Below are 18,362 nucleotides of genomic sequence, written 5' to 3' on the forward strand. Positions count from 1 at the left end.
GGTCGAATACGAAGCGAATACGTCGTCACAGCACACCATCCCTCCGGTGTTGCAACCACCGCAAGAACCCAAGGATCGTCATTCGACGGCCGCAAAGCGGGCAAACGCCGGCGGTCGCGCAATGCGTGCCCGGTCAAGGATCCTCGTTGAGGCCCGGTGTCGGCGTTCAACCTCGCGTTCTGGGCGAATGGGAGGAGCCCGAGAACCCGGTTGCCGGCAGCGCCGGTGAGAATACTCGATCCCTGCGGAGGAGTTCGCGCCGAATCGATTGCAGTTCCTTATCGCGGGTTCCTGCCTCAAGAATACGAAGTCAGCGCTGAGCAACTGCTGGTGATAAGCCGCCCCTCCCGCCCACCTGACCTGGCCGGGGACGGAGGCATTCAGCCGACGCTGGCTCCAGTTCCCGACGTCGAAGCGCGCAGGGTACGTCCGCGACTCAAACAGTCGAGGTGTCCGAGCCCAGGCCGTGCTCATATTACGACCAAGCGTTGTGCGCGATTATGCACCGCCATCCGCGCTCAGGGGGAGTCGATCTTGCGCGTGCTCGCGACGGAATTCGGCTCAACGTGCTCAGGTGAGGGGGCCCTCTGCACGCCACCATTTCGACAAGGCACTGCTCGATGCTGGTGGTGCGGCGCCTCGGAGAGTGAAGGGTCGGCGAGCTGTCGCCGCGGTGTGGTTCGATCGGACTGTGACCGAAATCGACCTCAGTCGTCTGCCGACTGGCGCTCGCGGCGGCCCTCGTTGCCTGGGCTGCGGCGTCAGACGACCGCCAAGAGCGCTACTTCCTCGAATTGAAGTCGGACGTCGACCTCACCGCGAAGCACGGTCGTCACAAGGTAGCGAAGTTCATCCTCGGCGCCGCGAATCGGGACCCAGCGAAAGCCGCGAAGCGGTTCGGTGGACACGCGGTGATGCTGTTGGGCGTGAGCCCGGCTGTGACGGCCGGCATACCGCCCTTCGAGGCACAAGATCTCGAGCGCGAGATTCGCAAGTTCACCGGCGCCAGCGGACCGGGCTGGGACTTTGAGCGCATTAAGATCGCCGGTCAGAACGACGTGATCGCCATCATCGTCGATCCGCCGACGGCACGGATCTGGCCCTGCTTGGCTGACGGCGAGGGTATGAGTAGCGGGGACATCTACATCCGGGGTGACGGTCGAACGGAGAAAGCGACCGGCGGCGAGATACAGGCGATGCTCGCGCGGATTAGTGTCAGAGAGTCCGTCGAGCTTCCGGAGATCACCGTCGAAGTCGTTGGCGAGGTGACGGGCGTCCAGTTCGATTCCGAACGCATCGTGACGTGGGTCAAGGAGGTGACTGAGGAGTACTTGCATGACGTCGGCGCCCCGAGCTCGTCGGGACCGTTCGGCATACTCGCACACCAGGGGTTAATGGAGCAGCGCTCCGAGTCGGCGTTCCGTCGTCAGGTCGAGCAGTGGAAGTCAACGTCGCTTGCGGACCCCGCCTCTGGGCTCCATGACATCGCGGCGCGAGTATCAGTCGGTGTCCAACTGAGGGTGACGAACCCGGTTGCGATGTCGTTGCGCGACGTGCGCATCGACATCGAGTTCGACGATTCAGTGCGCGCACTTCAGTGGGAGGACCCAGATCGGGACGATCGGCTCGATTTGTTTCCCGATCGTCCCTTGGCCTGGGGACGTCACAGCTTGGCGGACGTGCTCCGAAGCACGAACATCGCCCCGTTCGTAGCTCGAGATAGCGACGGCATCTTGCAGATCCGTCAGTCTTCACCCGCGAAGTTCTCCCTTTCCCTCACTCTCCTCCGGGCCAAGGAAGTTCGACTGACCGAAGCCGACGACATCGTGCTGGTGCTCCTTGTTGAGGATCATCCACCCGACCAGGTCAGCGCCAGGTGGCAACTCACAGCCGGGGACGTGCACGACCTTCGCGAGGGTACACTCACCGTCCCTGTCTCCCGTCGAAACTGGACTGGCGTAATCGCAGAAATGCTGGACGGTCGCGCGGCAGAGGAGACGACTGGAGACCAATAGGCGTCCTGCATAGTCATTGCGGGGCTAGGGCGGCTTGACTGCTCGCTGACGGACCGTCGATCGACCGGCTCCTGGGGCCGCTCAATCGTTGGCGGGCTCGGCTGGACGCGGTAGCCCGCTTCGTAGGATCGTCACGTGGAGCAGATCGATGTGGTTGAGCGGTTCATTGCCGACAGGTTCCCTGGCGTCCTGATCGCACTCGTGGCCGGCAGCACTGCACGAGGGACGCGCACGCCGACCAGCGACATCGACATGCTACTGATCGGTGAGGAGATGCTCGGACCCGGTGTCGCGAGTCTGGCCGCGACATACGAGTACGAGAGCGAGATCTTCGAGGTTTTCGCCTACACGCACGAGGGGTTCGAGGATTGGGCACGCACCGGGCTCTCGCAATACCGTCCGTTCATCCTGAACATGCTGCTTGAAGGCGCTCCCATTCGGGGGGAGCCGGCGCTGTCCGACTTGCGGGGCTATTGGCGTGTGATCTACGACGCTGGTCCGGTCATCTCCGCACACGACCTGGCGCTGCGGCGATACCAAATTACCGACCTGCTCGATGACCTCCGAGATGCGTTCGACCCGGTCGAGCGTCACGTCGTCGCGTTCACCCTCTTCGAGAGAACCGCGGAGCTGATCCTCCTCGATGCCGGAAGGTGGATCGGCACAGGCAAGTACCTCGCGCGGAGATTGCGTGAGCTCAGTCCGGACAGGGCCGACGCGCTCACCCAGCCACTGATCGACGGAGACCTGAACACATTCGCCGACCGGGTCGACGAAGAACTGCACAACGCGGGCGGGCGCGTCCAAGCCGGATTCGTCCGATAGTTGATCCTTTCGCTGGCGTGCGCATAGGTCAGCGGAGCTCGGTACCGTTCCATCGCACTCGCCGCTCCGAGCCAGGCGAGCCTCGCGATCGGCCGCCGCTCGACCGTCCGACGGTCCCACGCGACGAGACCGAAGGTCGGCCAGTAGCTGCCCCGCTCGTGATCGTCGCGGGAACCCAACGCCGGATAAGCTCGACCCTCGTGACGGTGAAAACCCAATGACTCGACTTCTGCTCAGCGGCATAGTCTTACTGATCATTCTGGCGGTTCTCGTGATTGTCGCCGCGGTCGTTGTTGGCGTGGTATTTCTGGTTCGATACCTGACGAATCGGAGTGACGGCATCGACCGCCGCTCGTAGTTCCTGTCTTGCAGTGTCGACCGGCGCTGAACTGTGCGATAGCCGACCCTTCGCGTTCGTCTAGTTCGTGCGGGAGGGTCGGATTTTCAAAGCGCCCCGCGGGCGGGAGGTGGCGTGACTCGCGTCGGTGACGCGAGTCCGATGTGATGCAGCGGTTCGGTGCAGGACGAGCACATGCGCGGGTTGGATTGGGCCTACGCCAAGGCGTGCCGCCGAAGAGGCGGCGGTCGGATGTGCCCCTGGGTCGTGCTACTCAATAAGCGGGGGCCAGGGCGCAACAACGGAGTCCGGCTGGGAACGCGCCGACGCCGTCGCGCGGCGGTCGATCCCCTCGTCCATGGGGATGGTACTGGTCCGCCGGCAAGTGCGCGGTGGTCACCGGGGGCCCCAGGCTTCAGGTTTGTCCGCCCGAAGGGCGACAGGCTGACCTCGCATTACGGGGACGCGGCGGTGGCGAATTCACCGCGTCTGCCATCCATGGAGACGACCGGCGCTGGTGCGCAGGTCGTCCCACGCGATGCGACCAAAGTCGGCGCGTCGCTGCCCCACTCGTAGTTGTCGAGGGCGCTCGACGCCAGATAGCCGCACGTCGATTCCGTCGGCAACGCACGTCACCGTACCGAACGGACGTTCCAGGTTTTCACTCGATCACCGCGACACGGATGTTCACAGCAGCCTATTCTGCAGTTCTTCCAGCAGTGTCGTGTCGGTGGGGTGGATCACGGATGGTTGCCTCGGCTCCAGGAGCGGCGACCCTGCGAGGGCGAGGGCGGAGCCGCTCATCTCCTGCCCGTTCACACGTGGCACCGTGTCACTTGCCTCGAACAACGTGAACGTCTGGCCGTCTTTGCGGAGCTCTTCCACGTTGCGAAGATTCTGCACCGTCTGCTCGACGGCGCGGTCGCGGATCTTCTCAACACGCTGGCTGGTGGCCTCGGTGGGCTTGCGGTTGTCGTCTTGCGAGTTCTCCTGACGGTGCGATTTGTCCTCCTGCTCGCGGATGCGCGCCGCGGTGATCGCTTCGGCAACCTTGAGAACAGCAGCAGCAGAGCCGATCACAAGACGCGCATCCGCCTCCTCGCTTTCGCAGAAGTCCCGGTGTAACACGGCCAGTCTGATGAGCGGCTCGAAGTGCCACTCAACCTCCTCCGGCGGGCACCGCCGGACCCCGAGCCCGAGCTCGATGAGGTAGGCCACCAGCACTCCCGCACTCTCCACATCGCGAGGTTTCTTACCGGGCTCACCAGCGAAGCACCACACGGCCTTCTCTAGGCTGAGCAGCAATCTGGAGCGATCGCGATCCAGTAGAGCCTTCGATACGGTGGCGAACTCGACGGCTCGCACCAGTGAACGACCAACTTCGTTGGCAACCCATACCTCCGCCAGCCTTCGCCGCACGTATTCGTCGTTCTTCACCTCTTTCGCCGAATTTTTCTCTGCCTCGATTCCTCCCTCCGCCTTCGCCTTCGCCTCGGCCCCCGCTGTACCGTCCGTTCTGCGCGCGGTCCTCTCTCGGACTCGGAGGTATGGTGGTGGAACCCAAAACGCCCAGAGCGTTAGGTGTCCAGGATCGAGCATCTCGTGGTTGCTGCTCCGGTTCGGAACGCTAGGACTCGTCTCCGGCGACTCGGCGGTGTGGTCGTACTCCCACGGAACATGGTGTCGGGCATTGATCGGAACGCTCGCGTAGGCCCGCACGAGGTCCAGTGTGCCCTCGAGGGCCACCAGCAGCTCCCTGCTATCGCCCGACGTCGCCGCGCTCCGGGTCCAACCGCGCAACGTCCGCACCACGTCGTAAAGACCGTCGACAGCGGCCTGCGTGCCGCCCTGCATCCTCCTTCTCCGCTCGATCCGGATCTTTTGCCACGTGTCCTGGACCCACCGCCACCACTTCCGCGGATCTGGCCCGAGTTGTTGATCAGGGTTCAGCACGGCAATGGCGTCGTCCTGACTGTTCGCGAGCACAGCGGCAAAGTGGATGGGGCTGGTGGCTTCGCCGAGGATGCTCAGCAGATAACCGGTCGAGAGAAGCAGGTAGGCAAAAGCACCTAAAAGCAGGGCAATCGCCAGCGGCCATGCGAACCTCGTTTCGAGGACCAGGACCAGGATGGTCAACGGTGTCAACGCGAGCGCCGGGGAGATGGTCCATGCCAGATGACGCTCCCGCAAGACATCCACCGCCCGCGTCCCCCGGGCCGGGGGAACAACCTGAGCTACGACGAACAGCGTGCCGGCAGCAAACACGAAGATCGCGATGACTATCGCTGGGACCACTTGGACGACAGTCTGCAGTCCCGCAGTCGGCTCAATCAGGTTCCCCAGCGGCTCAGGCCACGTCTCCACCTTCGAGTCCAGACGCTTATCGATGAAGTCGATAACGAACGCTGCCGTAATCAGCACTCCAGCCCAGACGACGGCTGGCCCAAGCCGGGCGATCAAAGCCTTTCGCCACTGGTTGCGCCCGAGCTCCCGCACTGTCCGGACCACGGCAGAAGGCTAGCACCTTGCCCGCGGCGACCTCCGCGGAGGCCAATATGCACAACCACGAATTGGACCACGACTCGCGCGGTCCGCACGGATGCCCTCGAAAGCCGCACACTGGTACCAGTGATCGGTGCCCGCTGACGGATCCGTTCTGGGTGGGTGGTGCCAATTGTGATTCCAAGTGGGACGCCCGCAGACGGATCCTCGACGACTCACCTTCGTGTGGGAGGCGCAGCGTTTGACTGTGCGGAGGGGTGGGAGCTAGCCGGCACGGCTGCCGAGCCACGATAATCGCATGGAGACCCGAGTTCCTTCCGGAAAGAGAACGGGGTGGAAACATGGCGAAGTCGTCGCGGTCGAAGTCTGGGGCAGGAAGAGACGTCTGGCCGTGGGGTGCGCGCGTCGCTGTGCTCGCGTCTGGCGGCGCCCTGGTCGCTCTCCTCATTGCATTTGGGCTGTTCCAGGGCATCTTGGGGTGGCCACGAGACGAGCAGGCTGGATGGGTGCTGCTCGGCGTTGTGCTTCTCGCGCTGGTGCCGATCTTTCTCGTTCTTCTCGATATGGTTTTCAAGAATCGTGTAGATATCAAAGCTTTCGGAGTCGCACTCTCCTTCGCTGAAGCCTCGAAGGACGCGTCCTCTGGTATTCGTTTGGAGACCGTCGACACGAACCTGACCGGCGACCAGTCGGAGCCGCTCGTGCGAACCGGATTGCCCGCTATCACGGCCGCACTCCGCCGGTCGAGCGAATCGGACGTTCTTGTCGTGGACCTTCGTGATGGCTCCACCTGGTGGGAGGGCCGGCTGTTCATCCTCATTGCCGGTGCCGCCTACCGCAGCCGACCCCGCGCGATAGCCTTCGTCGCCGATCTGAACGGGAAACGGCAGCAGTTCATCGGGTGGGGTTCACCAAGCCGGCTCGTCGATCTCCACGCCAGGAAGGTCCCCGCGTTCGCGCGAGCACTCGCGACCGCGTCTGCTCGGATCCGTCAATGGGAGGCCGGTGACCCCGTATTCGACCTCGGCGAGAACGACGCACCCACATGGCGGTCGGTACAGGTTCCCGGCGCACCGCCGATGGGATTGCCCTCGCACCCGGACGACCTAACCGATCCGAGGTACGCTTTCGAACTCTTCCTCGCGGCGAACATCGACCCGGCGCGGGAACCGCTCGTTCGGCTGGTCACACGCGCGCGACTCCTCGAGCTCTACGAGCCGAGCCTGATCACCGACCATGTTCCCATCGGCGCGAGCGACCGCGACTGGGCGACGGCGCTACGCGGTAAGCGGGAGTTCTTCGCCGTCACTTCCGACGGGCGACTCGAATCGCTCGTCCCGCGAGACGCTCTCGTCTCCTCACTCGTATCGAGGCTGGTCGAAGCAAGCGAAGACACCTAACTGAAGAAGCCCTGCGTGAAGCGTCCGCGCGACGACACCCCAGCAAGTCGGGCAGCAAGCTGGCTGGCCCAAACGCCCGCAGAGGTCTGCGAAGCGGGCATGGCCCGCATAAGGATCCCATCTGACGCGCTGCTCTCGCCTGCGCATTCCGTCAGGCTCTTTCCGGCGCGGGCCGAATGGCCCTTCGCTTGCTGGTGAGGAGTTCCGTAGATGGCCGCCACACCAGGACCGGAAGCTGCGCTGATATGTTCGCTCCGATCGTCACACTCGTTACACCGGCCAAATGACACTCGCTATGGGGTCCAGAGGAACGCGCTTGAGCGACCCTCCGCCATGTCGGCGATGCTGCCGGCGATTTGCCCGCGAATGTTCATCGCTACTGGGTCGAGGTTTTCCGGGAGGGGGCCTAGGTCCCTCATTCCCGATGACGTCGTCCACCGAAATACGTGCCGCGACCCATCCGAGCGGTCCGCAGCTCCGATGACGTGGCCGAGGTCGGTGATTCCCCACGCAAAGCTTTCCTCACCGCCGAGCGTCCCCAGATCCTGCCAACCTCCGGATGGGGTCCACCGAGACGCGTGGTGAGGATGCGGGGGGCCCTCCGGATCGAAAAACTGGGATCCGACGATCTGGCCGAGCGCGTTGATTTCAGACGGCACGAAGGGCCCCAGATCTTGCATTCCACCTGATGGCGTCCACCGGAACCCGTGATTTGACCCGTCGGCAACCTCCGCCAAGCCGATGATGTGGCCCAGCGGGTTGATTTCCCACCCTTGACTGTTGCGACCTCCTAGCGTGCCCAGATCCTGCATGCCGCCGGAGGGCGTCCACCGAAACGCGCGCAGGGCTCCCTCTGCGTTGTACGAAGAGCCGGTGATCTGCCCTAGAACGTTGATTGCAGACCCGTAGCGGGCAAGACCGCCGAGGGTACCCAGATCACAGAGACCGCCGGCCGCCGTCCACTGGAACGCATGCATGTTCCCATCCGCGAAGTAGGAGTCCCCGGTGACCTGACCCCGATCGTTGATCGCCCTGGGAACCGTACAACAGCCGCCGAACGTACCGAGATCCCGCATCCCACCTGACGGTGTCCACACAAAGGCATGTCCCTCGCCGTCGACGTCCGTATGAGAGTCACCAATGATCTGACCCCATTGGTTGATGGCTACCGCGCTGCTGTTGCGACCACCAAGAGTGCCCAGATCCTGCATGCCGTTGGACGGCGTCCATCGAAAGGCGTGGACTGACCCGTTCGAAGTCTGCGCTGACCCCGCGACATGGCTTCTTGCGTTGATGTCCGCGCCCCAGCTGCTGGAGCCGCCAAGAGTGCCCAGGTAGCGGGGCCCTGATCCTTGCACCACGACTACGGGCTCGGAAGTCGCCGTGGCTGAGAGCGGCGAAACCCCGGCCAGTGCCGTTGCCAATACGGCGACCCATCCCCAACTACGCGAAATCTTCATATGCACGCTCCTAGCAGATACATCGTCTTGTGCGCGAGCTTTAGCAAATTGTCTACCCAGATGGAGTAGTCGACAACGAAGCCTCCATCGAAGGTGGCCACCACCTACCGATTAGTAGCTCGGTTCCCACGGCAGTCGTCCCGCCTCGAAGCAGCGCACTACATCCGCCGGTAAGGGCTGAGTGGAAGTGCGCAAATGCGACCGCTCCTTCCTTCTATGACCCGTCCGACTCCGACCGCCACGCGCACTAGCGAGTCGACGGCCTGATCGGCCGAGCTGATCCGACTGCAGATGATCAGAAACGGGAGATGAACCCTCCTGCAGGGATGAGGATCCATCTCCTCCGACCGAACGCTGAGGTATCCTCGAGGCGTTCGAATCCTCAGTGCCGTCGGCCGAAAACTTGCTCTCTACGGTCGCAACAGCGAGCAGGTCGTCAGGGATTCGTGACGATCACGTCGTATGGCGGAGACTCGACCTGCCCAGCTGTGACGACGACAACCTGAACCGTGCTCGTGCCGCTGGCTAGTTCCGGAACCAACACCTCGAGTTGCCCACTGCTAAGAAGGATCGGAATGGCGACCGCTGTTCCGAACTTGACCCTCATCGCCAATGTGTACTCCGGGTCCTCACCGCCAGCCGGTACGAAGTTGACCCCCGTGATCCGCACTTTCGATCCGCTCGCAATTACCCCCGTGCCGTCGGCGGCGATCACGCTGATGATCCCTGGGGCATTCTTCGCGATGGCCTTCCGTGTGATGTACCCGAGCGCCGCGGTACTCGTCAGTAGCACGAGCCCATCTGGCAGGTTCGGAAGATCAGTGGGTACGATCCACAGCGTCGCACCGAAGACGGCGACGGCGACAAGATTAAACATCAGATACTGGGTGTCGACGAGATCTAGTTGACCAGCGTCGTTCGCGAACAGATCGGTGAGCTTTGTCTCGCTGCTGACCGTCTTCTGGACCTCACCATCGGCTATTCGAGCCTGAGTGACCTGTGTCGCAACGATCACAGCCGCAAAAGGACCGCCGAGAAGGAGCAGGTATTCGGCATCCAAATCGAATGTCTCCGGCGTGAGAATGTCGGTGCCGGACACAGACTGCTGAATTACGAAGAAAACGAACACCCACACTAGGATGACCGTCCACATCCACGCCTGGAACTTCGACGTCGAGAATCGGTTGTCGTCATTGACCAGCATCCGAATCGCGCCGCCCGAACTCCACCGCAGCACGGCGAGCCCCGCCACGACCACCCAGACGATCACGGCGGCGAACACAGCCAAAACGACCGGATTATCGCCGCGGAACGCGGCATTCCAGCCAGGAAGACTGTCTGCGGCCGACTTCTCGTCGTCAGGCGGCCGCCAACCTTGAATCGCCACGAAGAGCGTCACGATGAATGCGAAAAGCCAAATGGCGAGAACAGTCCACTCGATAGCGCGCAACTTTCCCGGCAATGCTGTTGCCGCATCGTCAGCGATCTCCATGGCGATGCGTCGCTGCACTTGCTTCTCAGCTAGCACCATGTCGTTCACTGCCGCCAGCCGATCGGAGTTCGACGAGAGACTGATGCCGCTCGACAAACCCGACGGTTCCGTCGCACTCGGATCGCCAGCTGCCCAGCGGAGCACGTCATCGACTACGGCTTCGGATCCGACGATTAGACCGCGCTTTTCTTGAAGGCTCATGCAGAGCTCCGATCGAATGCGTTAGCGGGCGCTCTTTGGCCGCGATAAGCCCACATGCTGTCGGTGATTCGCGCCGACCGCAATAGTCTTCACAACCGTGGGATCCGGACGCCACACGTTCGCATCGATTCGGCCGCAAAATGATTGGAGGCGTGCTTCCCCGGAGAAGAGGCGATGTCCTTCAGCACGACACCCTTTCGCGGCAGCCGATGCCGGAGCCTTCAGCCGATGCGCTACTCCGCGGGACCGACCGTCGGCGATCGAACGGAGCGCCCTTGGTTCGTCTTCCTCGGAGCGATGCAGTTGGCGGAACGGTGCCGAGTCGGAATGCTCATCGGAGCTGGTGCTCGCCTGCTTCGTGCGCGACACGTCGGCCTTCGACCGACCGCTGAACCCACACCGCCGGCGACGCTACCTCAAGAGCGTGGGCGCGATGACCTCGGTCGACTGGCGTGCACTTCATTCTGAACGTCGCCAGCAATCGCCCGCTGAGGCATGGTCGCTGACTCAATCAGTCCAAGTGATTGGAGCCCTCCGGCATCACAGGCCTCGACCCTGCTTGACCGCAAGCGGATCCTCTGCGTGACGGGGAGCGTCGCGTTCGGAGACCGGTCAGCGAGACGCGGGATGGGCGCGGTCGCAGTGGCGGCGCTGCGCGTCGCTCGGCGTTAGCGGCCCATCCCGACCGGGCGAATCTGCGATGACCGGCGGAGTCACTTGCTGGTGCATGCGACGCCCACGCAATCACCAAGGACGTTTCCGGAGGCGATATTGCCGCCGAGGTCGAAAGCGCCGGGAGCGTAGATGCCGTACCCGCCGTTCTTCTTGGCGGTGTTCCCGCCGACCTCTAGGCCGGCGAGTTCGGTCTTGAGCCCTGATCCCGAGTTCTTTGTGAATGTGTTGCCGACGGCGCGGGAGAGTGTGGCGGTCGGTGGCGGGTCTGTGGGATCCAACGGTGGCGGAATGGTGAACTCGACCCCGACCGTGTTCTGCGTGAAAGTGTTGTTCTCCACGACCATCGGCACTTCTCCGCGGAGCACAACTCCGCTGCGGGTGAAAGTGTTGCCGACGATGTGGGAGACGCTATACCCGAACGCGCCACGCGAGCTGATGTCGCCTAGGACCCCGTTCGGCATGTCGGTGAACTTGTTCTTGGTCAGCGTCACCGAGCCCCAGTAGCCGGTGATGGGTGTTTGGAAGTTCTTGACGACGCTGTCGGTGATGGTCAGGGGTGATTCGCTGAAGATCCCGAACGCGCTCACTCCGTTGCCGTCCAGGCGGGAGGAGTCGATCATGATTGTGGATTCCAACACATCGCTGAAAGGGCTTTGTACCAGGATGGAGTCAGTGATCGTCAGGGTCGCTCGGAAAAGATTGATGGGCGAGCGTGTCAACTTGGATTGCGAAATGGCGAAGACGCCGAATCCTCCGCTGACGGATGAGTCCACCGCGGTGAGCCTCGTGATCTGCGTTGACGGGAGACCCTCGTACGGCGCTGAGCGGAGCTCCACGTCGGTGACCTGATGCGGAACGACGGGATCGGTTGCCCCGTCTTCAAACGAGATTCCGATGCGCCAATTCTTGATCGTCCCATTCCGGACCGTGTTGCCGCCCACGCTATCCGGACTGATCTGCACACCCACACCCGAGCCGGATCCGATGAGGCGGTGGCCACCGAGATCCAACGTCACGTTCGATCCCAGGACGATGCCATCACCGGAGGGGCAGTAGAGGTCCGCGGCCAACCTCACATCCGCGGTCACGGTGCTGCCACACGTCACCCCCGGCTGCGGCGCAGCCTGCGCACTACCGCCTATCGCGACCGATACGAACACAGCGGCTGCGATAACGCTGGAAACGTACGCGCTTCTAGCTCCCCGGTTCGCGCGGAAAAGCCGCCGGCGCGTGGTCTGGTCTAGTTTCTGATTCATCGCGGTCCCCCAGAACCCGGGTTGCATCATTGCTTTGTGGCCACCACCCTGACAGAGGCAGCTACAAACCGCCAGATAAAATCGACGATGATCGCTACCTGCTCCACGACGCTATACAGGCTCGGGACTCGGTCCATCCGGCCGTGGCGGCGAGGCGTCGCGCGGTTGCTGTGAACAACTTGATGGCTCGATCACCGACGGCGTCCGCTGAGGGATCCACAGATGACGGCTAGATGCCGGGCGGCGCGGTACGCTCGTCGCCACTGAACGAAGGGCTGGCCATGTCGTTTCTTTCTGACGCCGCACATGCCAAGAAGGCAGCCGACCTCGCGGATGCTAGTCGCCGCCACGCCGACACCACGGCCGACACTCGTCTCGCCGAGGCGATTGAGGAGCTGGCGAAGGCGGTCCAAAAATTGGCGCGGGCGCACCACAACGCAGATTAGGCCGTGGGTCCGCGTGGCCGCTCGCGCCCGCAGAGCCGCTCGTCTCGGGCAGTGAGCGCCGGCGTCGTCGCAACCAGCGCTTTGTACTTGCACGAGGCGGTCGCTCCGCGCCAAAGGAGAGGCAAACGCACCCACCAGCGGCTGCACGCAAACCTCCCCAATCGTGCGATGCCCTTTGAAGGATCCGCATCGGCCGCCGGCAGAGATGCCTGATTGGGGCACTGCGCGGATTGGAATCCTAGAGAGGTCACTCCCTGAAGGAGAGGTCTCCGCCTTCTCAGCCAACTCATTCCCTTCCGCGACCGCCGCAGCGTGGTCCGCCTGTCGGCGCCGTCGCATGGCGCCGACACGTGCACTTCACCAGTCAGCGACCGGCTGCCGAATCGATCGTTCACGCCACACGCTTCGAGCGAAGTAATTCTGGAGCATCTCGTTGCGGTGATAGATGCTCCATGGGCTCGTCGCCAGTCGGAGGTTGCCCCTACAGTCAGATGCATGACGAGGGTGGTGGGGGCGGGGCTACTCGCGTCGGCGTTCGCCCCGCTGGTCGCACTGCTCGCCATCTTGAAGTTGTCAACGTTGGGGTGGATCGGATGGGGGATCATAATTGCGTGCGCCGTGGCCGTCGGGCTTTTGAGCTGGGTGTTGCGCGGCGTCGCCGGGATCCAGTCACGGGAAATTGAGGCCGTGTCCGTGACGCATGAGGACGAGCGCGTGCTCGCCTTCACGTCCAGTTATGTCGTCCCTGTGGTCGTCGCGCTGTTTAGTGATGACGGTGTCGCATCTCTCGCGGCCACGCTTGCGCTCGTGCTGCTGCTCGGGATCATCTATGTCCGAGCTGGCTTGTACCACCTGAACCCGACCCTGGCGGTTCTCGGATATCGGCTCTACGCGGTGACGGCGACGACCGGTGCCGTGACGATGCTGCTCTCTAAGACCGACAGCATCCCTCAAAAGGGCCTCATCGCGTGTCGGTTCCTTGGGGAGAATGTCGCCATCCAGCTGAAAGGACCCCGATGACCGCGGAACTCGCCCGGCAAGTTCTTGTCGACGCCTTGGTGGAAGATCCGACCTCCCTGGACAACTTCGTCGTACGCGGAGATGCGCTGACCGATGCCGAGGTGTCGCGGTTCGATTTGATCGCCAGCATGGCCGCTGACGTCGTGGACGATGTTGAGAGAGCAGTAGAGGGTCTGACCCGCAAGCAATTCCTCGCTTATGACCCGTCATACCAGACGAGCACATCTCAAGTTCTTGTCGAAACGCTGAGCGAGGTGCCGGAATTCGCGGCGGTTGATGCCGCGGTGCGCCTCGGGGATCTGCCCTACGACTCTGGCGGCTCCCCCGTCATCGCCATGGCGCACGGCATCGGCAGAGGTGCGGGCCGCGTCGTCGCTTACCGCTTGAAGGGGCCCGGAATCGCGACACGGCGGTCACAAGGGATCACGTTGATACCCCGGGACGGTGTTTATCGGCCCATCGACGGAGACATCCTCTTCTACGAACCTCGATTCGACGCCTTCACATGCGCCGGGTATGCGTACTTCACGACCGTGACTCTCATCCAGACGAAGCTCCACGCGGCAGACAAGGCTCGTCAGCTCGCCCGTGACACCCTCAAGGATGTGACCGCGAAGATTCGCATCGACGGCTTCGCCGAGCTGGAGCACGCGGTCATCGAGGACCCGAGCATGAGAGCCAAGATGGCGTACGTCGCTCGGCTCCTGCAGTCCGATCCCGACTACGGGAGAAATCTCACGACCAAGAAGCTGATCGCATTCGTCGAGGCCCACCCTGACTACGACATCCCGATATCAGAAGTTGGTGGCAAGAAGGCGCTGCGCTTCGACGGATCTCCTCAACACCGCCACCAGATTCCACGTCTGCTCGCCGACGACTACCTCCACAGCTATCTGACGAACCGCAATTATGAGGCGGGGTCGAAGCAGCGCGTCAAGGTCTGAAGGGCACGTGGTCGTCGACGCGAGCAATCTCGTCTCGACCCGGGCCATGCGGAGCACAAGCGATCCGCATGCGCCACCGCAAACGCCACAATGAATTCCCCGTCACTCCTGAGCCCGCATCTGCCAGGATGGCGGCCAGGTGATGTTTGCGAGGGCGGGAGGAACATGCTCGGCACAGCGTCGGAGTTGTGGTCGATGTGGCGCGAGACGGGAGTGCTTCGACCTCAGGACTATGACACAGACATCGTCACGCTGGTCATGTCGCGCGCGGAGCAACTCGGCATAGCCGGTGATTCGGTCGACGATGTGCTTTTGGGCACGGAGTGGACGGCCCGCGATCTGCTCCGCACCCTGGCACCGGCCGTCGCATCCTTTGCGGGGATGATGCGCGATCTACTGCGGCTCCTCGCGCGAGTGGGCGCGACATCCGGCACAGGCGAGAGCTTGCGGCTTCAGTACGAGTTCGCAGAAGACGACGTCATCGACGAGTCGCTCGCTCAGTTCCGCGAGATGGTGAGACAAGTCGAGACCACCTTGACAACGCTCCGCCCTCTGAACTTCGACCCCTCGCACGCTTTTGACAGTCCAATCCGCGAATACTGGACGTGGGAGAGCGCAGGGCTCGTAACGAATTTGAGCGAGTCGAGCGACCTCTTCAAGTGGCCTTTCGATGCAGGAATCCCGTCCCCACCAGTCACGGGGGTTACACGCGTGGATGAACTAGTAGCTCGGAGCATGGAAATCGTGTCCGCCGCGCTAGCGCTACTTGCAGGCGTGGCGGTCAACACGGACGACCTCCGGGAGTGGCGTAACCACCCTGACAACCCGAGGGAAGGAACACTCTACGATCTCGCTCAAGCGGCGAGCGACCTTTGGCCGATCGGCATGGCGACCGCGACTCACGTGTTCGCGAGCGGGGTCGCGGACGGGAGCCTTGAGCCAGACGATGAGTTGCTCGACAATCTAGACGACTGGATCAAGGCATTCGATTCCGGCGAGCCTGACGTAGTGGAGGTCGAGCGCACGGTCGAGGCGCTCACCGATGTGCTTTCTCTTCCCATGTGGGGCCGCAGGCACGAGTTGTACTCGGCGTGGATTGCGACGCAGATCGATCGTGCACTCGAGGGGCGGCTGGACTTCGTTGTGCGGGACGGCAGCATCCGGTTCCCATTCAAGGCGTTGCTGATCGCCCGCTTAGACGCTCCGAGTGGCGATGTCGACCTCTGGAGCGAAGTGCGGTCGGAAGCACAGGATGTGTCCGGTGGCGGCCGCAAAGGCGCCATACAGCCCGACTATCGCTTCGTCCGGCGCACCGCTCACGCGGACCTCACCGTCGCAGCGATCGAGGTCAAACAGTACCTGCGCTCGGCGACGAAGAACCCGGGTGCGGCTCTACGCGATTACGTGCTTGGGTTGCCCGACTCCACAGTGATCCTGGTTGCTCACGGTCCACTCGGCAAGAACGTCCTCGACGCGGTCCCGAAAGCAGAGCGCGGGAGGGCGCGCGTTCACCGGCACGTCCGCGTCGGTCAGCCGGGCGAGGAAGCCGCCTTCCGCCGCGATATAGCCGGCCTCTTCCCGCCACGATCAAAGGCGCGCGTCGTGAGCATCGAACTGCGCTGGCGAAGCGATGTGGAGGACCTCGACCTGCACATTGCCCAGAGCGATGGTGTCGAGACATCGTGGAAGGTGCCATCCACTGCGCATTCCGTGCTCCGCTCGGACGCGAAGCGCGGCGGGCCGGAAATCGTCGACCTCGCGGATATGCATGACCCGCTCGACGTGCGCGTGAACCTGTACTCGTCGGACGTCCCCGCCATCGCTGAAGCCCGCCCAAGGGTGACATTCGTCGGCTCGGACGGAGCTCGACTCGAGGTCGAGATGCACCGCGTTGCTTCCGAAGGTCGCGGCAGAGTCTGGAACGTCGGGACGATTGACGAATCCGGCGTCGCGAAGGTGAACATGACATCACGCATCATTGGCGTCGCCGATCCCGTCACCTCGCGCCAAGACGAGTGACGCACCGTCCTTTACCGCGGACCCCGGGACCGTTGCGCTTCCGATCCCGGTGGGGGCTGTCGCCGGGGCTCATAGAGTCCCCTTTCGAGCGTTTCTTGGTGGCGCGCCGGTGGCACGCCGTCTTCCGACGGCCACCTTTGCCTGGCGGGCTCATGAAGAGTCCTGTTCAGCGCCCGCCCTAATGGCCGGCCCTCCACACGACAATCGCTAGCGGTCACGCAAACAGCGCCCCGGGTAGGGGATCGATGGGGCGACGGCAGGGATGTGGAGCCGATGCTACGGACGACCGTAGGCCGAGTCCGGCTGCCATGCCGGCCACGACCGCCTTCCGGACCGGCGGCGGGACGGCCGCTCATGGAGCCGGGGACCCGCGTCTCACCGGCCGATGTGCTGGCTTCGTGGCGGAGCGAGGGAGCCGCGCATCCGCATGATCGACTGAAATGCTTCGCGCGCTGCTGCTTCGCAGGGCAGCGGTGCCCCCTCGGGCGGTCCAACGCGGCCGTGCGATGTCACCGGGAACAGTTGGGCGAGCTTCGACACAAGATCGACCACGACGACCTTCGACTCGGGGTACCCATACTCTCCGCCTGCGTCGATGATGCGATCCGCCCGGATCGCGACATACTCATCGCTCCCCTGCCGGAGTCCGTCCAGGTTCGCGCGAAGCCGAGGCCTTCGAAGGTTACCTGCCCGGGTGAGCACTCCCGCGTCGCGGGAAACGTGGCGGGTCTTCACCTCAAATGCGACGACCGCACCGTCGACGAGCATGAGGAGGTCGAGCCCATGTCGATGACCGTCGCGGTCCGCCGCGGAGTCCCCGCTGTCCAGCAGCACCCCGCCAAGCACGCTCTCGATGAGAACACGCGCGGTCTCCTCACCCAGCGCTGCCGCTTCTTCGTTCGTCGCTCCCGCGACCGTCGCATCGAACCGGTCCTCATCGCCAAACGCCGCGTCGTCGAACCTGTTCCGGAACACGGATGAGCGCACTTCGCCATTACCCCAGAACCCCAGCTCGATGTGCGCCGGCGCAGCCGACTGGTCAATGTAAATCGGTCTGACAAACATGAGCGCCGATGTGCCTGCCAGGATGGCCGCACGCTCGAGAGCCCGAAAAGCACGGCCATCTCGAGACCAGCCTCGATTGAGGGCTCGGTCCTGGATGAATATGTTCGGCCCGAACACCCCGCCTGCGGAGTGTGCAATGAAGTGGCCGCGGTCCACGGCGCGCCCGAACGGAGCTTCCGGGAGAGGGTAGCCACGCTGATAGCCGCCGTCACGGGCGGCGGAGCTCGCAGTGGGCGGCGCGAGCACCAATATGGTGCGGTCCGTCGCAGGACGCTCATCGAAGAGGTAGGCGGCGCCCTGATACGAAAACGAACGCACGTTGGCTTCAGGGAAGAGCCTGAGATAGTCCGCGGTGCACGCATCTTCCAGGCGGTCTGCGAAGTCGTGCCGGCCTGAGGCAACCGCGGCAATGGCTGCCGGATTCACCGACCGAGAACTCGCGGAGACCACTCGCCGCTGCAGAATCGCTCGCGTTGAGGTCATGCGCACACCCTAGTCGTTGCGGCGGCGCCCGCTCGCTCGCGGATCGCCGGGACCCGTAGTGCTTCACGCGTGCGCTGCAACGCTGTCGATCCTGCCTTGTTGTAACCGCGCGCAACGGTCCCCATTCGGGCATGGCCCCGAAAGGGATCCTTGGGTTCTTGCGGTGGTTGCAACACCGGAGGGATGGTGTGCTGTGACGACGTATTCGCTTCGTATTCGACC

The 18,362-nt window shown here is 63.4% G+C and carries 12 protein-coding genes; 7 read left to right on the top strand and 5 right to left on the bottom strand.

Annotation, left to right across the window (positions count from 1 at the left end):
* The first annotated feature begins 794 nt into the window (after positions 1 to 794).
* Positions 795 to 2,015 (top strand): hypothetical protein, encoded by a 1,221-nt coding sequence (locus ACPW96_RS22725; RefSeq protein WP_425885954.1) that lies wholly within the window; start codon positions 795 to 797, stop codon positions 2,013 to 2,015.
* A 135-nt stretch (positions 2,016 to 2,150) separates the two neighbouring features.
* Positions 2,151 to 2,840, top strand: coding sequence for a nucleotidyltransferase domain-containing protein (locus ACPW96_RS22730; protein WP_425885956.1), 690 nt, complete (start codon positions 2,151 to 2,153; stop codon positions 2,838 to 2,840).
* 1,024 nt (positions 2,841 to 3,864) lie between these two features.
* Here the strand turns inward: ACPW96_RS22730 and ACPW96_RS22735 are convergent.
* Positions 3,865 to 5,685, bottom strand: coding sequence for a hypothetical protein (locus ACPW96_RS22735; protein WP_425885958.1), 1,821 nt, complete (start codon positions 5,683 to 5,685; stop codon positions 3,865 to 3,867).
* A 647-nt stretch (positions 5,686 to 6,332) separates the two neighbouring features.
* Here ACPW96_RS22735 and ACPW96_RS22740 point away from each other — a divergent pair.
* Positions 6,333 to 7,079, top strand: a complete 747-nt coding sequence (locus tag ACPW96_RS22740) for a hypothetical protein (RefSeq protein WP_425885960.1) — start codon at positions 6,333 to 6,335, stop codon at positions 7,077 to 7,079.
* A 293-nt stretch (positions 7,080 to 7,372) separates the two neighbouring features.
* Here ACPW96_RS22740 and ACPW96_RS22745 read toward each other — a convergent pair whose 3' ends face one another.
* The 3 genes from ACPW96_RS22745 to ACPW96_RS22755 form a co-directional block, all read right to left on the bottom strand.
* Entirely contained in the window at positions 7,373 to 8,539 is a 1,167-nt protein-coding gene (locus ACPW96_RS22745; protein WP_425885962.1) for a hypothetical protein, read from the bottom strand.
* A gap of 436 nt (positions 8,540 to 8,975) precedes the next feature.
* Complete coding sequence (locus ACPW96_RS22750; protein ID WP_425885964.1) at positions 8,976 to 10,232, bottom strand: IPT/TIG domain-containing protein; 1,257 nt, start codon at positions 10,230 to 10,232, stop codon at positions 8,976 to 8,978.
* A 713-nt stretch (positions 10,233 to 10,945) separates the two neighbouring features.
* Positions 10,946 to 11,923, bottom strand: coding sequence for a right-handed parallel beta-helix repeat-containing protein (locus ACPW96_RS22755; protein WP_425885966.1), 978 nt, complete (start codon positions 11,921 to 11,923; stop codon positions 10,946 to 10,948).
* 473 nt (positions 11,924 to 12,396) lie between these two features.
* Here ACPW96_RS22755 and ACPW96_RS22760 point away from each other — a divergent pair, with 473 nt between their 5' ends.
* The 4 genes from ACPW96_RS22760 (at position 12,397) to ACPW96_RS22775 (ending at position 16,592) form a co-directional block, all read left to right on the top strand.
* Positions 12,397 to 12,609 (top strand): hypothetical protein, encoded by a 213-nt coding sequence (locus ACPW96_RS22760; protein WP_425885968.1) that lies wholly within the window; start codon positions 12,397 to 12,399, stop codon positions 12,607 to 12,609.
* Between the two features lie 495 nt (positions 12,610 to 13,104).
* A complete protein-coding gene (locus ACPW96_RS22765) occupies positions 13,105 to 13,629 on the top strand; it encodes a hypothetical protein (RefSeq protein WP_425885970.1) in 525 nt (174 codons plus the stop codon).
* Positions 13,626 to 14,573 (top strand): hypothetical protein, encoded by a 948-nt coding sequence (locus tag ACPW96_RS22770; protein WP_425885972.1) that lies wholly within the window; start codon positions 13,626 to 13,628, stop codon positions 14,571 to 14,573. The genes ACPW96_RS22765 and ACPW96_RS22770 overlap by 4 nt, the downstream gene beginning before the upstream one ends.
* A gap of 165 nt (positions 14,574 to 14,738) precedes the next feature.
* On the top strand, positions 14,739 to 16,592 hold the full coding sequence (locus ACPW96_RS22775) for a hypothetical protein (RefSeq protein ID WP_425885974.1): 1,854 nt from the start codon (positions 14,739 to 14,741) through the stop codon (positions 16,590 to 16,592).
* Positions 16,593 to 16,967: 375 nt separating this feature from the next.
* Here ACPW96_RS22775 and ACPW96_RS22780 read toward each other — a convergent pair whose 3' ends face one another.
* Entirely contained in the window at positions 16,968 to 18,083 is a 1,116-nt protein-coding gene (locus ACPW96_RS22780; RefSeq protein ID WP_425885976.1) for a hypothetical protein, read from the bottom strand.
* Positions 18,084 to 18,362: the final 279 nt, after the last annotated feature.

It is taken from the genome of Micromonospora sp. DT81.3 (assembly GCF_049847225.1).
Lineage (GTDB): Bacteria > Actinomycetota > Actinomycetes > Actinomycetales > Microbacteriaceae > Microbacterium.

Excerpts from the sequence above, each read along its gene's own strand:
- ACPW96_RS22760 (WP_425885968.1), top strand. The coding sequence starts at position 12,397 with ATGCCGGGCGGCGCGGTACGCTCGTCGCCACTGAACGAAGGGCTGGCC.
- ACPW96_RS22770 (WP_425885972.1), top strand. The coding sequence starts at position 13,626 with ATGACCGCGGAACTCGCCCGGCAAGTTCTTGTCGACGCCTTGGTGGAA.
- ACPW96_RS22765 (WP_425885970.1), top strand. The coding sequence starts at position 13,105 with ATGACGAGGGTGGTGGGGGCGGGGCTACTCGCGTCGGCGTTCGCCCCG.
- ACPW96_RS22750 (WP_425885964.1), bottom strand. The coding sequence starts at position 10,232 with ATGAGCCTTCAAGAAAAGCGCGGTCTAATCGTCGGATCCGAAGCCGTA.
- ACPW96_RS22745 (WP_425885962.1), bottom strand. The coding sequence starts at position 8,539 with ATGAAGATTTCGCGTAGTTGGGGATGGGTCGCCGTATTGGCAACGGCA.
- ACPW96_RS22775 (WP_425885974.1), top strand. The coding sequence starts at position 14,739 with ATGCTCGGCACAGCGTCGGAGTTGTGGTCGATGTGGCGCGAGACGGGA.